Source organism: Vibrio vulnificus NBRC 15645 = ATCC 27562, assembly GCF_002224265.1.
Taxonomy (GTDB): domain Bacteria; phylum Pseudomonadota; class Gammaproteobacteria; order Enterobacterales; family Vibrionaceae; genus Vibrio; species Vibrio vulnificus.
This window is the reverse complement of the sequence record NZ_CP012882.1, coordinates 1,617,790-1,632,345: the sequence shown is the minus strand read 5'-3', so window position 1 is coordinate 1,632,345 and position 14,556 is coordinate 1,617,790. Positions and strand designations below refer to the sequence as shown.

Here is a 14,556-nt window from a genome sequence, read left to right as displayed (position 1 = left end):
ACGGTGAAAGGTGTGTTTATTCCTAAATCACTTCTTGATGTGTTGGCAAAGCAGTGCAGCGTGTTTTATCAGGGGGTCTATGATTTCCATTCTTGAGGGTCGAATAGAAAATCGCCGTTGTCGCCTGTTATTGCACGCAACAACCCTACGCTCGCTCTGGCAATTTCATCTTGAGACGATTTAGGCTCATTAACCTGAGTTCAGGTTACATTATTAAATCTATAAGAAATGGATGGCTAGATGAATCAACGAAGTAAGAAGCTGACATGGACGTTTGTCACGCTTTTAGTAATGTTTTTTTTGTTTTGGGGCGCAAAAACGTACTCAGAAAACTACCGTGTTAAAGCGGAGAAAGAGTTAGACCATGTGCATGGCGAGTTGCAGGTTGTGGTCGATGTGATGAACCAACCGTATTTGTTTCCACTCGATAATCGTTCTTTATTGCAGAACTATGCGTCTTTTAATACCTCCACTCGATATCCCAACCTCCATCATGCAGCAATAGATTATAGGGTAGAACCGGGTTCGCCAGTGTACGCAGCGGCGGACGGTGTGGTGAGCTTTTCCGGTGAAATGGATGGCTACGCAGGCCTCGTGGTTATTGATCACAGTAAGGAATCGCTGTATTCACTTTATGGCCATTTATCTCTCAAAAGTGACATGGTGGAACTAGGGCCAATCAAACGAGGGGATATTGTCGGCTATATTGCCGAGCCCTCTGAGAGTTATGGGATAGGTACGGTCTCTCATCTGCATTTTGCGTTACGTTTGGGAGAAAAAGCGGATTATCCAAGCAGTGGTGATGAGCGTTGGATGGCAGGGTATACGGAGCGACATCCCATTTTCAGTGGTTTTATCGATCCCGAGCGGTTTATTCTTCAAACGGTACGGTGGAATCAAAGCTAACCACAGGTTGTTTTGATTGTTTCTATTCACCTTTCCGCTACACTGTGCGCAACGAAAATGATGGAAGAAAGTAGGATGTTAATTGCCATTAAGCTTATTAAACTTGCGGTAATCTGCGCAATTTTCTTCACTATTTACGACTTAATTGCGTTTGGTGAAATCACATGGTTCACCCGCTTTTTTGGCTTGTAGTGAACAGCAACTCGAGGCATTAGTTGCCTCGAGTTGTATCTCCATGAGTTACGGCTAGATTTGACGTTTCTAGCCTTCTAAATTAACTCTCTTGCCCTTTTGTCAGCATGCGATCAAAGCTTGGGTTACCGTGTAATGGTTCTAAATCGGGCTCATTGGCGATGAGGTCACGTATCGATGGGCTTGCTTCGATTGCTCGTTCGAGATCTTCGATCGACTGCTCTTCCAAACCCAGACGAGAATATGCACAGGCTCTTTGGTAGAGCGCGGGGGCATTAGAACTGTCCATATCCAGTACGCGGTTACAAAGACTGAGTGCCCAGTTGTACTCTTTGATTTCCATTGCAGCATCGGCTTTGTAGGTCACGGCCTCTAGGTCGCCCGGCCTTATCGCCAGAATCTCATCGTACACATCAATACGCTGCTCAGCGGTTGGCATACTTTGCGCTCTCAACCAGAGATTATGAATCTCATTGATGATTTCGATCTCCCGGTTGTTTTCACTGATGATGCGTGTTTTGCGTTTCAAATCTCTTTCTAACGCAATGAACTTCTTCTCATACTTCTCTGCAATGGTTTCTAGCCTTTTATCGGCCATTGCTTTGGTGTTGTTTTTTAACTCCCTTAATGATTGCCAGCCAACAAAGGCGACAAGAGAAGCAACACCGGCAATGATGTAGAAGAAGTAAGTCACTGTCACATTGGCATAGTTTAGTGACTTATCGGCTACCGAGAGTTCGCGCTCCGTAAACTGAACGGTTAATCGCTTTTCTAAGTCTTGTTGATCTTGTCTTAGCGATTTGAGCTCATCAAGGATGTATCTCTCCATTAATGGCCTATCGAGCAACTCACTGTCGGAATACGTTTGCTGCTCGGCCTGTGCGGGCAAGTTGATGCTGATTAGCATCATAAACATGAATAAAACTCGCATAGAAGGACGGCTCCACCTTTAGGTATGTTGTGCGAATAGCGGTTCGGAGTGTGAATAACGAAAAACAGAATGCACAGAACTGCTTTCGCCCACCATCCAATACTCCATCTCTCACTCAGTTAAGAGAGGGCAATTCTAAAACGTTAAATGATTCGATGTCTAAGTAAATTTCTTTTAATTTTTTATTTGTTAACAAATAGAGGTTAATTGGTGAATTGGGTGTTAATTATCGTGTTTTGTTACTAGGTTTAGCTGCTTTCCTTTAAAAACAATGTGTTAAGAATTTCATTTTTGTTTGGTTTTTGTGCGCGAGTGGCGTTGGATGTGTTGAATTGTGTATGGGTTTGTTGGGTGATTGAGCTTTATGATCGACGGTAAAAGTGGCTTTATGGTTTGAGATCTAATTATTTTTGTGCCATTTTAATTTAACTAATCGTTCAAATAAAAAAAGGAGCACGGATGCCCAAGGTAGGAATGCCAAAGATTCGCAGGCCACAATTAGTGAGTGCGACCATGACGGTCATTGACCGTGTGGGCTTGCACGGAGCCAGTGTTTCTTTGATTAGCCAAGAGGCTGGTGTCTCTAGTGGCATCATCAACCACTACTTTGGTGGTAAGCATGGACTGCTTGAAGAAACGATGCGCGATATTTTGAGGCAGCTATCTTGTGATGCAACAAAACGCTTGAATTCACTACCGAAGCAGGCGCATATGCAGAGAATCAACGCGATATTGGATGCTAATTTCGTTGGCTTTCAATCTGAAAGCAAGGTGATCAAAACATGGTTGGCGTTTTGGTCTTATTCCATGCATGACGAAGCGTTAAAGCGTTTACAGCGCGTTAATGAAAAGCGCTTGCTTTCACATTTAAAGCGAGAACTCAAAGCGTTGATGAGCAAAGAGCAAGCCGACATTGTCGCCCAAGGCATTGCCGCGCTTATCGACGGGATCTGGCTGCGTGGAGCGCTTAATCCTGAAGGTATTAATGCGGATAAAGCGCGCATCATTATTAACGATTATTTAGAAAAACAGCTCACGTTTTATTCACAACAATAACCTAGAGTCAAATTTCAGATGGAAGTTACAGCACATTACATTGGAGGGGAGCCTTTCGTTGGTGAGACTGGCGAATCTTTTGCGACCTTAAATCCAGCAACCGGAGAAGTGTTAGCGCACATCGAGCAAGCCGACGAAAGGGTGTTAGCTGACGCCATCGAGAGCGCGAAGCTTGGCTTTTCTGTGTGGTCATCTATGAGCGCTGCCGAGCGCAGCCGATGCTTACTCAAAGCGGCGCAGCTGATTCGCGATCACAATGATGAACTGGCAGAGTTGGAAGTGCGCGATACGGGCAAACCAATTCAAGAAGCGAGTGTGGTTGACATTGCCACTGGCGCAGATGTTATCGAGTATTTTGCTGGATTAGCGAATGGCTTAGGTGGCGAGCAACAATCCCTTGGTTCGAATCAGTTTTTTTACACCAGAAGAGAACCTCTGGGCATTTGTGCCGGCATCGGCGCTTGGAATTACCCGATTCAAATTGCAATGTGGAAAGCCGCGCCTGCATTAGCCGCTGGCAACGCGATGATCTTTAAACCCTCAGAAGAAACGCCACTTTCGGCACTCAAACTGGCTGAACTCTTTACGCAAGCGGGCGTACCTGATGGCGTGTTTAACGTTGTTCAAGGCGACTATCGTGTTGGGCAAATGCTCACCGCGCATCCTGAAATCGCCAAAGTCTCATTCACTGGTGAGTCCGGCACTGGCAAGAAAGTGATGGCCGACAGCGCTGCGACACTCAAACCCGTCACCATGGAATTGGGGGGGAAATCGCCCTTGATTATTTTCGATGATACCGATCTCGATGATGCTGTCTCGGCAGCAATGGTGGCAAATTTTTACACTCAAGGTGAGGTATGTACCCATGGCACGCGAGTTTATGTTCAACGAGCGATGTACGACGCGTTTGTTGAACAGCTAAAAGAACGCACGGAAAAGCTCATAGTCGGCGATCCGATGAACATGGAAACGCAAATTGGCTCACTGATTTCTAAATCGCATCTAGAAAAAGTACTCGGTGCTATTTCCAGTGCGAAAGAGAGCGGTGCAACGTTGCTCACTGGTGGTTTCCAAGTGACGGAAAGAGGGCTAGAGAAAGGGTGTTTTGTTGCGCCTACCGTCTTTGTCGATTGCCGCGATGAGATGCCTCATGTGCAAAATGAAATCTTTGGACCTGTCATGTCAGTGCTGGTGTTTGATGACGAAGATGAAGTCATTGCTCGCGCGAATAACACTCAATACGGCTTGGCCGCTGGGGTATTTACGCAAAATCTATCCAAAGCCCATAGCGTCATTCATCAACTGCAAGCGGGCATCTGCTGGATAAACACTTGGGGAAATTCACCCGCAGAGATGCCGGTGGGTGGCTACAAGCTGTCGGGCATTGGTCGCGAAAATGGCCAAGAGACGTTACTGCACTATACGCAGACCAAAAGCGTGTTTGTCGAACTGGGTGCGTTCGACTCCCCTTACGCTTAATCAATCAATAGTTAGGAGAAAAAGATGCAGCAACACTACGATTACATTATCGTCGGTGCGGGTTCCGCTGGCTGTGTGCTAGCGGATCGACTATCAGAGAGTGGTGATCACAGTGTTTTATTACTCGAAGCGGGCGGTTCCGACAAGAGTATTTTCATTCAAATGCCAACGGCGCTCTCTTACCCTATGAACTCAGAGAAGTACGCTTGGCAATTTGAAACCGATGTAGAAGCGAACTTAGATGGCCGCCGTTTACATTGCCCAAGAGGGAAAGTGCTCGGAGGCAGTTCCTCCATCAACGGCATGGTTTATGTTCGTGGTCACGCCTGTGATTTTGATGAATGGGAAGAGCAGGGTGCAAAAGGTTGGAATTACCAAGCGTGTCTGCCGTATTTCCGTCGAGCAGAAAACTGGGTTGAGGGGGAAGATGAGTATCGCGGTGGCGATGGGCCATTAAGTACCTGTGCTGGCAATAAGATGACGCTGAATCCACTCTATCGCGCGTTCATTGACGCGGGTAAGGAGGCCGGATACCCAGAAACATCGGACTACAATGGCTACCAACAAGAAGGCTTTGGTCCGATGCATATGACGGTTAAAAATGGTGTGCGAGCTTCAACCTCAAACGCATACTTAAGCCGTGCCAAAAAAAGAAGCAATTTCAAACTGATCAAAGGCGTTGTGGTTCAACGTATCTTACTGGAAGAAAAGCGTGCCGTAGGGGTCGAGTTTGAACTGGCAGGCGAACTGCGTACTTGTTTTGCCAAAAATGAAGTGATTTCCAGTGCGGGTTCGATTGGCTCGGTGCAACTGTTACAGCTGTCTGGCATTGGCCCTAAAACGGTACTTGATAAGGCGGGGGTGACGCCCGTTCACCATCTGCCAGGCGTTGGACAAAACTTGCAAGACCATCTCGAAGTCTATTTCCAATACCATTGTCAAAAGCCCATCACATTGAATGGAAAATTGGACTGGTTCAGCAAAGGGTTGATTGGAGCCGAGTGGATTTTAACGCGCAAAGGGCTTGGGGCGACCAATCACTTTGAGTCTTGCGCCTTTATTCGCTCTCGTGCAGGTTTAAAATGGCCGAATATTCAGTACCACTTTTTGCCCGCGGCAATGCGTTACGATGGACAAGCCGCCTTTGATGGTCATGGCTTCCAAGTCCATGTTGGGCCAAACAAGCCTGAGAGCCGAGGCCGTGTTGAGATCGTCTCAGCCAATCCATTGGACAAACCCAAAATTCAGTTTAACTACTTATCGACCGAGCGCGATCGTCAAGATTGGCGAGATTGTATCCGCCTTACTCGCGAAATTTTGGCACAGCCAGCAATGGATGCGTTCCGTGGTGAAGAGATACAGCCCGGCATCAATGTCGCGACCGATGCGGAAATCGATCAGTGGGTGAAAGAGAACGTCGAGAGCGCGTATCACCCTTCATGCTCATGCAAAATGGGCGCAGACGATGACCCAATGGCGGTGCTCGATGAAGAGTGTCGTGTACGAGGGATCACCAACCTGCGCGTAGTGGACTCCTCCGTTTTTCCCTCGATTCCTAACGGCAATCTTAATGCGCCTACCATCATGGTGGCGGAAAGAGCCGCCGATTTAATTTTGCATAAACAGCCGTTGCCTCCGCAGCGCTCAAAGGTTTGGCTAGCCCCGAGTTGGGAAACTCAGCAGCGGACTGGAGAGCCGATGAGATAAGCCACGCCAAACAGCGTGCCCTCATAAAAGTCAGTAATCATTACAAGGAAAAAACAATGTCTATGACGACAAAAACACTTTCAATCTTGGCCCTGAGTGCCTTTTCGTTTACCGCCGCTGCCAATCAATGCCAAACAGTCCGTTTTGCGGATGTCGGCTGGACCGATATCACAGCAACAACCGCAGTGACTAGCCAGCTGCTCAAAGGAATGGGGTATCAAACCAAAACGGATCTGCTTTCTGTTCCTGTGACCTATTCGTCAATGGCCAACGGTGATGTGGATGTCTTTCTCGGAAACTGGATGCCAACCATGGAAGGGGATATCGCGAAATACCGAGACTCAGGGGAAGTGGAGACAGTCAAAGCCAATCTTGAAGGCGCTAAGTACACCTTAGCGGTACCTAAATATGTCTATGAGCAAGGCGTGCAGAGCTTTGCCGATATCAGCAAGTACGCAGATAAGTTCAAAAATCGTATCTACGGCATTGAACCCGGTAACGATGGCAACCGCCTAATTCAAAGCATGATTGACCAAAACGCCTTTGATTTAAAAGGATTCAGCTTGGTGGAATCCAGTGAAGCAGGCATGGTGTCGCAAGTGGCGAGAGCAGTGCGCCGAAACCAATGGATCGTCTATCTGGGTTGGGCTCCGCATCCAATGAACAGCAATGTAGAGATGGTGTACCTGTCGGGAGGGGATGACTTCTTTGGGCCAAACTACGGCGGCGCCAATGTCTACACCAATGTGCGAGAGGGTTATCTCTCTGCGTGTCCGAATGTAGGTCAGTTGCTGCAAAACCTGACGTTCAGCTTAGAAATGGAAAACCAGCTCATGGAAGCCATTCTCAACCAAAAAGAGAAACCTGCCAAGGCGGCGTTGAACTGGCTAAAGCAGCACCCAGAGCAGATAAAAGCGTGGCTTGAAGGCGTAAAAACGCTAGAGGGCAAACCAGCAGCTCAAGCCGTGATTGACTACGTAAACACACAAGCTTAAGAGATACCGATAGGCGGGCAATCGACAGCCCGCCCAACAAAACAAAGGCAATACAGTGAACTTTATAACTGAAAACAAACTCCCGTTCGGTGAGTGGATGGAAATGGGCGTCGATTGGTTAACACTCAACGCAGCCGGTTTTTTTGATGCGGTCGCTTTCTTTTTGGAAAGCATCATTTTATTCGTTGTGGACCTATTTAAATGGATGCCGCCAGCGATGCCAATTATCGCTACAGCACTGATCGCTTGGTTTCTGCATCGCAGTATTGGGTTAGTCCTCTTTGTGGTCTTGGCTCTGCTGACCATTTTAAATCTTGGCTACTGGCAAGAAATGCTGGAAACCTTTGTTTTGGTCTTCGCCGCGACAACGATTTCCGTATTAATTGGTGTGCCGATTGGGATCATGGCTGCGCATCGTCGTTGGATATACACCTTGCTAAGGCCAATACTTGACCTGATGCAAACCGTGCCGACTTTCGTTTACTTGATTCCTACCTTGGTGTTATTTGGCTTAGGCATTGTACCTGGGCTTATCTCAACCATTATTTTTGCTATCGCCGCGCCGATACGTTTGACCTACCTCGGCATTACCAAAGTGCCTGAAGAGCTGGTTGAAGCGGGCAAAGCTTTTGGCGCTAACCGACTCAAGTTACTGCTTAAAGTAGAACTGCCTGCTGCTTTGCCTAGCATAATGGCCGGTATTACTCAGTGCATTATGTTGTCGCTTTCGATGGTGGTGATTGCTGCGCTCGTTGGTGCGGATGGATTAGGCAAACCTGTGGTTCGCGCGCTCAACACGGTGAACATCGCTCAAGGTTTTGAAGCCGGTTTGGCGATCGTTCTGGTGGCGATAATTTTGGATCGCCTTTGTAAAATACCTCAGCAGAAGGAGGCTTAATCATGGATGCCATTACAATTGAGAATGTTGATGTGGTTTTTGGCGACAAGCCAGAGCACGCTTTGGCGCTGCTCGATCAAGGTAAAACGCGCCAAGAAATCATTGATGAAGCAGGCCAAGTGGTGGGGGTGAACAAGGTTTCTCTCTCAATCAAAGAAGGCGAAATCTGTGTGTTGATGGGTTTGTCCGGTTCTGGTAAGTCGAGCTTATTGCGAGCGGTGAATGGTTTGAACAGCATTTCTCGTGGGTCGTTGCGTATAAAAGATGGGGACCAACAGGTCGATCTAGCACAATGTGACGAAGCAACGTTAAGGCATTTACGAACGCATCGTGTTTCCATGGTTTTCCAAAAGTTTGCGCTGATGCCTTGGCTCACGGTACTCGACAATGTTGCGTTTGGCCTAGAAATGCAAGGCATGGCGAAAAAGCAACGCCGTAAAAAAGCCAAAGAACAGCTTGAAATGGTGGGGCTTTCGGAATGGCAGGATAAGTATCCACATGAACTGTCGGGAGGCATGCAGCAACGTGTTGGCCTAGCGAGAGCGTTCGCGATGGACACCGATATTCTCTTGATGGACGAACCTTTTTCCGCCCTAGATCCGTTGATTCGCGCTCAGTTGCAAGATGAACTGATTCAACTGCAGAAAAAAATGAACAAAACCATTCTCTTTGTTAGCCATGATTTAGACGAAGCACTAAAAATTGGTAACAACATTGCGATCATGGAATCCGGTTGCTTGATACAGCATGGCGCGCCAGAAGAGATTGTGTTGTCACCAGAAACCGATTATGTGAAGGATTTCGTGGCCCACACCAATCCTCTCAATGTACTGAAAGGGCGTACTTTGATGCTCAGCAAAGAATCATTGACGCAGACTGATGGCGCATGGCAAGTGTGTGGTAGGCAGGATTTGTGGTTGGAGCAGTCGGACAAGCAGATGACCTTACGCAATTCAGACAAGCGTCTGCTGGCTTGGCCTTGTGAGCAGCAAGATCCAGTGGTTGATGACAATGTGCTTCTTGTCGCTTCACCTGATCTGGATATGCGCGAGATGATCGCGTTGAAAAAGAAAAACAGGCAGCCGATTTTGTTGGCAGAAGATGATCAATTTGTTGGCGTGCTCGATACGGAACATATCTATCAGGCATTGCTTGGCAACTACCAAAGCAGCGCATCGGCGAATGGCTTGGCGTAGTTTTTAGTGATACTCACTCAATAGTGGAGTAAGAAACCAAGATGGTTTGTCATGCAAACCATCTTGGTTGTTTTGAAGGGGACTAAGATTGTTGTTCCTTCAACATCAATGCCTTACTGCGCTCAATTACACTGATTGCCACCGCAAGAAACAGAATATCTTTCACTAGGAAGAAGTTCGTGACCAAAATCCCATCTGAGACTTTCCACGCATTGGGTGTGGTGAGCAAAAAGCTCAGCGTTGCAACGAAAATAACGCTAGCTGCAATGCCAGACCAGTAACCAATCTGCGGCTTCTTCAGACCGATAACCAAACCAATCGCAACAATAATTTCCGTTGCACCGATAAAGTTAGAGACCATTTGTACAGAGAAGAGGTTGTACAACCAACTCATTAATGGATGGTTCACGACCAAGGGTTCAATAAGCTTGGCTTCCGTTGGGGTAAACTTATAAACACCAATCCACAATAAAACCAATACCACCCCAAATACACCAAGAAGATAGCCTAGGCCTTGCGTGCCTAAGTCAGTGTTTTGTTTTTTCATTTTGCTTTTTCTCCACAATAAATAGCATCAAGATGACCGAGGGTGGAGGAAAAAAATTCTTACTGTGAGGTGTTTTTATCAAATTAATTTGGCGGAATCGTCGTACTGTTTTTGTCTCTCGATATAGAGAACAAAAAGCGCCACAATGGCGCTTTTTCATTGGGTGAAGGGAGCGTTTACTTTTGGTTCGCTTTGCCCAATTGAATCCAAGTATCGATCACCGTATCTGGATTGAGCGAGACGGAGCTGATGCCTTGTTCCATCAACCACTCAGCGAAATCTTCATGGTCTGATGGGCCTTGGCCACAAATACCGACGTATTTGCCCGCTTTGGTTGCGGCATCAATCGCCATTTTCAGCATCGCTTTCACGGCTGGGTTACGTTCATCAAACAGATGCGCGACATCACCGGAGTCACGATCTAGGCCCAAGGTCAGCTGCGTCATGTCGTTTGAACCGATCGAGAAGCCATCAAAATACTTGAGGAACTCATCGGCCAACACGGCGTTGGAAGGCAGTTCGCACATCATGATCACTTTTAACCCTTGCTCGCCACGGCGAAGATCGAACTTCGCAAGCAGGTCAACGACCTGAGCCGCTTCACTTGGCGTGCGAACAAATGGAATCATGATTTCGACGTTCTTCAAGCCCATCTCATTGCGAACGCGTTTGATCGCTTGAGTTTCAAGCTCGAAGCAATCTTCAAACACAGGAGAGATATAGCGTGAAGCACCGCGGAAACCGAGCATCGGGTTCTCTTCATGCGGCTCATAGGCTTTACCGCCGACCAAGTTACTGTACTCATTAGACTTAAAGTCGGACATACGCACAATAACGCGTTTTGGCCAGAAAGCCGAGGCGATGGTGGCAATCCCTTCCGTCAACTTACTCACGTAGAAGTCGATAGGGTCTTGGTAACCACGAATGCGTTGGGTGATTTCGGCCTTCAAGCTTTCCGATTGTTGGTCGAAGTTGAGCAGCGCTTTCGGGTGAATACCAATCATCTTATTGATGATGAATTCAAGGCGAGCAAGGCCGACACCTTCGTTCGGGATTTGCGCGAAATCGAATGCGCGATCTGGGTTGCCCACGTTCATCATCACTTTGGTTGGCAGCATTGGCAGTTCATCAACCGTTGAGCGGCGTACTTCAAAATCGAGTTGACCTTGGTAGACATAACCTGTTTCGCCTTCTGCGCAGGAGACAGTGACCAAATCACCATCCGTCAGTTGGCTGGTGGCATTGCCACAACCCACGATGGCCGGAATACCAAGTTCGCGCGCAATGATCGCTGCGTGGCATGTGCGGCCACCACGGTTGGTGACAATCGCTGAGGCTTTCTTCATCACTGGCTCCCAATCTGGGTCTGTCATGTCCGTGACAAGAACATCGCCAGTTTGAACCAAAGACATTTGATCCAATGAGTCCACCAAACGCACCACACCAGAACCAATGCGTTGACCAATGGCTCGGCCTTCAATCAGTACTTCCGCTTTGTGGCTCAATTCATAGCGCTCGATGACGTTAGCGTCAGACTGAGAGCAGACCGTCTCTGGGCGAGCTTGAACAATGTAAAGCTGACCATCAATGCCATCTTTGGCCCACTCAATGTCCATTGGGCGTTGATAGTGCTTCTCAATGATCATCGCTTGCTTGGCCAGTTCTACGATTTCAGCGTCGGTGAGAGAAAACTGGTTACGTTCAGCCTCTGAGGTATCGACAATCTCAACTTGCTTACCAATCACTTGGCTGTTGGCGTAGATCATCTTACTCAGTTTAGAACCAAAGGTTTTCTTCACAATGGGGGCTTGGCCCGCTTCAAGCAGCGGTTTGTGCACGTAGAACTCATCAGGGTTCACCGCACCTTGTACGACCATTTCGCCTAATCCCCAAGCTGAAGTGATAAACACCACTTTGTCGAAGCCAGATTCGGTATCCAGCGTGAACATCACGCCCGAAGCGGCTTTGTCTGAACGTACCATGCGCTGAATGCCTGCCGAAAGCGCAATGCCTCGGTGGTCAAACCCTTGGTGGACGCGATACGAAATCGCACGATCGTTAAACAAAGATGCATAAACGTGTTTCGTTGCTTCTAATACGGCATCGATACCACGCACGTTAAGAAACGTTTCTTGTTGACCGGCAAACGATGCGTCGGGGAGATCTTCTGCGGTTGCAGAAGAGCGTACCGCGACAGAAATTTCATCGTTTCCATCGGTCAGTGTTGAATAATTTTCACGGATGTCCTGCTCGAGGTCAGCAGGGAATGGGGCTTCTAAAACCCATTGACGAATCGTTGCGCCTGTCTTACGCAGAGCGTCCACATCATCGACATCCAGTTCATCCAGCAGTTGGTGGATACGCTCATCCAGTCCTTCGTAGTCAAGGAACTGGTTAAAAGCGTATGAGGTCGTCGCAAAACCATTAGGTACCGACACACCAGCATTGGCGAGGTTAGACACCATTTCGCCAAGAGATGCGTTCTTACCGCCGACTTTATCGACATCTTCCATGGATAGGCTATTGAACCAGAGGGTGTTCTTTTGCATGTCTTTCTCCAGAAACATTGCAGCTTTCGTAGGGATAGGCAAACGATTACGCGAGGGCTCAAAAAAAGAGAAATCAATTTTCAAAGCTGTGGGGCACGTAATGGCACGCCTGGGTTTATTATTTGTATTATGGTTAACATCCTACTCAAAATATTTTTAAGTTTTAAACAAAAATGCAAACAGAAAAGCAAAGTCGTGATGTGTTCTACGTTTCTGACGGAACGGCAATTACCTGTGAAACGTTAGGGCACGTCGTTTTGGGGCAGTTCCCCTTTGTGGCCAATGAGAAAACCTTCCCATTTGTCGAAAGTGAAGAGAAACTCACTGAATTAATCAAACACATTGAAATTTCATTCCAAACCAATGGGATAAAACCTCTGGTGTTTTTTTCTCTGGTATTGCCTGATCTCAAAGCGCGTTTAATGGAGTCTCCGGCGTATTGCTACGATGTGTTGGAAAGCATTGTGCAGCGGGTGAAAGATGATATCCAAATGGAACCGACGCCAAAGTTGCAACGCTCGCGCAGTGTCGGAAAAGACACCGATACCTATTTTGATCGTATTGCGGCGATTGAGTACACCTTGGCGCACGACGATGGCATTTCGTTAAAAGGTTTAGAGTTGGCGGACATTATTTTGCTAGGCGTTTCACGCAGTGGCAAAACACCCACCAGTTTATACATGGCGATGCAGTTTGGTTTGCGGGTGGTGAATTACCCCTACATTGATGACGACATCAAGGGATTGAAACTGTTGCCGGAGTTTGAAATTCATCGCCACAAATTGTTTGGTTTGACGATTGATCCCAAGCGGTTGACTGAGATTCGAGAGAACCGCTTGGCGGGCAGCGATTACGCAAGCACCGAGCAGTGTCAGCATGAACTGGCCAATGTCGAAGCTTTGTTCAGGCGTGAAGCCATTCCGTATATCAATACAACGTCGCTGTCTGTTGAAGAGATTTCGACCAGAGTGCTCGAAAAAACAGGCTTAAAGCGCCGCTTGTTCTAAGCAGGCCAAGGAAAGTGCAACCCAAAAAGGAACAAAAAACAGGATGAACCAAGCGATAACCGCCCCAGAGACGCTAATAAATGACCAAGGCCAGCCACACTATGGCCATTTTGAACAGATGGTCCGTGAATTAGCACCGGAGCAGTTTGATTACCGCAATGTGATGGATAAATCGGCCAGTAAATTGGCGCGCTATTTTCATTACAAACAATTTCAGTTTGTCAGCGTTATGAGCGAACGATATCTCATTGGTATCGCGATCGCAGACATCCGCTATCTCTGTTCGGCATTTTGCTATGTGGTTGACCTTGAAACGGGTCAGTTGGTTGAGCAAAGTTGGTTACGTCCGCTGTTTTTTGATAGTGGCATGCGGGCTTCACCCTATGAGGGGAAAGCGCATATTGCCAATCAAGCGCTGATGTTTGACATCAAACAAGGCCAGTGGCGAGTCGTGCTCAATACGAAATGGGTGAAAGCTGATATGGTATTGTTGGCAGAAAACAGCGAACAGCCATTAGCCATGTGTACGCCGACCGGCTATCAAGGTTGGACTTACACACAAAAGCACAATGCACTAAAGGTGAATGGCGAGTTAAACGTGTTCGGTAAAGCCGTTGACCTTAAAACGGCGTTAGCAGGGTATGATTTTTCTGCGGGTTATATGCGTAGAGAAACCAGTTGGCGCTGGGCGAGCATTAACACTCAGCAGCAAGGCATTCGCCTGGGCTTGAATCTCGCGGCTGGGGTGAACGAGACCGGAGGCTGTGAAAACGTACTTTGGGTTGAGGGAGAACGACACTTTCTTCCAGCGGTCTATTTCGATTTTGATCGCTTTAAGCCAAACGAGGCTTGGCGTATATACAGTGCAGACAAACGCATTGATCTGACGTTTACCCCCATGAACTGCCGCAAAGAAAAGCTCAACTTGTTGGTGCTCAAAAGTAATTTTCGCCAATTTGTTGGCCATTTCGACGGTGTGCTCAAAGGCGATGATGGCGCAGAGCACCGATTGGAAAACGTACTTGGTTTAACCGAAGATCACTTCGCCTGCTGGTGAAAGGTTTAAGGGGTAGTAAAAACCCGCCACAGTACT

At 47.5% G+C, this 14,556-nt stretch carries 12 protein-coding genes; 9 read left to right on the top strand and 3 right to left on the bottom strand.

Translation table 11 applies throughout. The features are described 5' to 3' along the window. Positions 1-240: 240 nt before the first annotated feature. Positions 241-906 (top strand): M23 family metallopeptidase, encoded by a 666-nt coding sequence (locus tag AOT11_RS22720; protein ID WP_017422484.1) that lies wholly within the window; start codon positions 241-243, stop codon positions 904-906. Positions 907-1,180: 274 nt separating this feature from the next. Here AOT11_RS22720 and AOT11_RS22715 read toward each other — a convergent pair whose 3' ends face one another. Then, a complete protein-coding gene (locus tag AOT11_RS22715; protein ID WP_370293232.1) occupies positions 1,181-2,014 on the bottom strand; it encodes a tetratricopeptide repeat protein in 834 nt (277 codons plus the stop codon). A 474-nt stretch (positions 2,015-2,488) separates the two neighbouring features. Here AOT11_RS22715 and betI point away from each other — a divergent pair, with 474 nt between their 5' ends. Genes betI through choV form a run of 6 tightly spaced genes read left to right on the top strand, consistent with a single transcriptional unit; the run spans position 2,489 to position 9,360 of the window. After that, on the top strand, positions 2,489-3,085 hold the full coding sequence (gene betI, locus AOT11_RS22710; protein ID WP_017422486.1) for a transcriptional regulator BetI: 597 nt from the start codon (positions 2,489-2,491) through the stop codon (positions 3,083-3,085). 18 nt (positions 3,086-3,103) lie between these two features. Further along, on the top strand, positions 3,104-4,564 hold the full coding sequence (betB, locus tag AOT11_RS22705) for a betaine-aldehyde dehydrogenase (protein WP_017422487.1): 1,461 nt from the start codon (positions 3,104-3,106) through the stop codon (positions 4,562-4,564). 24 nt (positions 4,565-4,588) lie between these two features. Further along, on the top strand, positions 4,589-6,271 hold the full coding sequence (gene betA / locus AOT11_RS22700) for a choline dehydrogenase (protein WP_017422488.1): 1,683 nt from the start codon (positions 4,589-4,591) through the stop codon (positions 6,269-6,271). A 56-nt stretch (positions 6,272-6,327) separates the two neighbouring features. Next, positions 6,328-7,266 (top strand): choline ABC transporter substrate-binding protein, encoded by a 939-nt coding sequence (locus tag AOT11_RS22695; RefSeq protein WP_017422489.1) that lies wholly within the window; start codon positions 6,328-6,330, stop codon positions 7,264-7,266. Between the two features lie 55 nt (positions 7,267-7,321). After that, the gene (gene choW, locus AOT11_RS22690; RefSeq protein WP_017422490.1) at positions 7,322-8,164 is read left to right on the top strand and encodes a choline ABC transporter permease subunit; all 843 of its coding nucleotides are present in this window, start codon (positions 7,322-7,324) and stop codon (positions 8,162-8,164) included. A gap of 2 nt (positions 8,165-8,166) precedes the next feature. Beyond that, positions 8,167-9,360, top strand: coding sequence for a choline ABC transporter ATP-binding protein (choV, locus tag AOT11_RS22685; protein ID WP_017422491.1), 1,194 nt, complete (start codon positions 8,167-8,169; stop codon positions 9,358-9,360). 82 nt (positions 9,361-9,442) lie between these two features. Here the strand turns inward: choV and AOT11_RS22680 are convergent, their stop codons facing one another. Both AOT11_RS22680 and ppsA read right to left on the bottom strand, forming a co-directional pair. Beyond that, positions 9,443-9,907, bottom strand: a complete 465-nt coding sequence (locus tag AOT11_RS22680) for a DUF417 family protein (RefSeq protein ID WP_017422492.1) — start codon at positions 9,905-9,907, stop codon at positions 9,443-9,445. Positions 9,908-10,083: 176 nt separating this feature from the next. Further along, complete coding sequence (gene ppsA / locus AOT11_RS22675; protein WP_026050736.1) at positions 10,084-12,474, bottom strand: phosphoenolpyruvate synthase; 2,391 nt, start codon at positions 12,472-12,474, stop codon at positions 10,084-10,086. 155 nt (positions 12,475-12,629) lie between these two features. Between ppsA and ppsR the strand changes: the two genes are divergently transcribed. Together ppsR and AOT11_RS22665 are read left to right on the top strand one after the other, a co-directional pair. Then, positions 12,630-13,463 carry a posphoenolpyruvate synthetase regulatory kinase/phosphorylase PpsR gene (gene ppsR, locus AOT11_RS22670; RefSeq protein ID WP_017422494.1) on the top strand — a complete coding sequence of 278 codons (834 nt, stop codon included), beginning with the start codon at positions 12,630-12,632 and terminating at the stop codon, positions 13,461-13,463. 43 nt (positions 13,464-13,506) lie between these two features. Further along, positions 13,507-14,520, top strand: a complete 1,014-nt coding sequence (locus AOT11_RS22665; RefSeq protein WP_017422495.1) for a DUF2804 domain-containing protein — start codon at positions 13,507-13,509, stop codon at positions 14,518-14,520. Positions 14,521-14,556: the final 36 nt, after the last annotated feature.

What these genes read in the sequence shown, in the direction of transcription:
- AOT11_RS22720 (WP_017422484.1), top strand. Translation starts at nt 241, where the DNA reads ATGAATCAACGAAGTAAGAAGCTGACATGGACGTTTGTCACGCTTTTA.
- AOT11_RS22715 (WP_370293232.1), bottom strand. Translation starts at nt 2,014, where the DNA reads ATGTTTATGATGCTAATCAGCATCAACTTGCCCGCACAGGCCGAGCAG.
- betI (WP_017422486.1), top strand. Translation starts at nt 2,489, where the DNA reads ATGCCCAAGGTAGGAATGCCAAAGATTCGCAGGCCACAATTAGTGAGT.
- betB (WP_017422487.1), top strand. Translation starts at nt 3,104, where the DNA reads ATGGAAGTTACAGCACATTACATTGGAGGGGAGCCTTTCGTTGGTGAG.
- betA (WP_017422488.1), top strand. Translation starts at nt 4,589, where the DNA reads ATGCAGCAACACTACGATTACATTATCGTCGGTGCGGGTTCCGCTGGC.
- AOT11_RS22695 (WP_017422489.1), top strand. Translation starts at nt 6,328, where the DNA reads ATGTCTATGACGACAAAAACACTTTCAATCTTGGCCCTGAGTGCCTTT.
- choV (WP_017422491.1), top strand. Translation starts at nt 8,167, where the DNA reads ATGGATGCCATTACAATTGAGAATGTTGATGTGGTTTTTGGCGACAAG.
- AOT11_RS22680 (WP_017422492.1), bottom strand. Translation starts at nt 9,907, where the DNA reads ATGAAAAAACAAAACACTGACTTAGGCACGCAAGGCCTAGGCTATCTT.
- ppsA (WP_026050736.1), bottom strand. Translation starts at nt 12,474, where the DNA reads ATGTTTCTGGAGAAAGACATGCAAAAGAACACCCTCTGGTTCAATAGC.
- ppsR (WP_017422494.1), top strand. Translation starts at nt 12,630, where the DNA reads ATGCAAACAGAAAAGCAAAGTCGTGATGTGTTCTACGTTTCTGACGGA.
- AOT11_RS22665 (WP_017422495.1), top strand. Translation starts at nt 13,507, where the DNA reads ATGAACCAAGCGATAACCGCCCCAGAGACGCTAATAAATGACCAAGGC.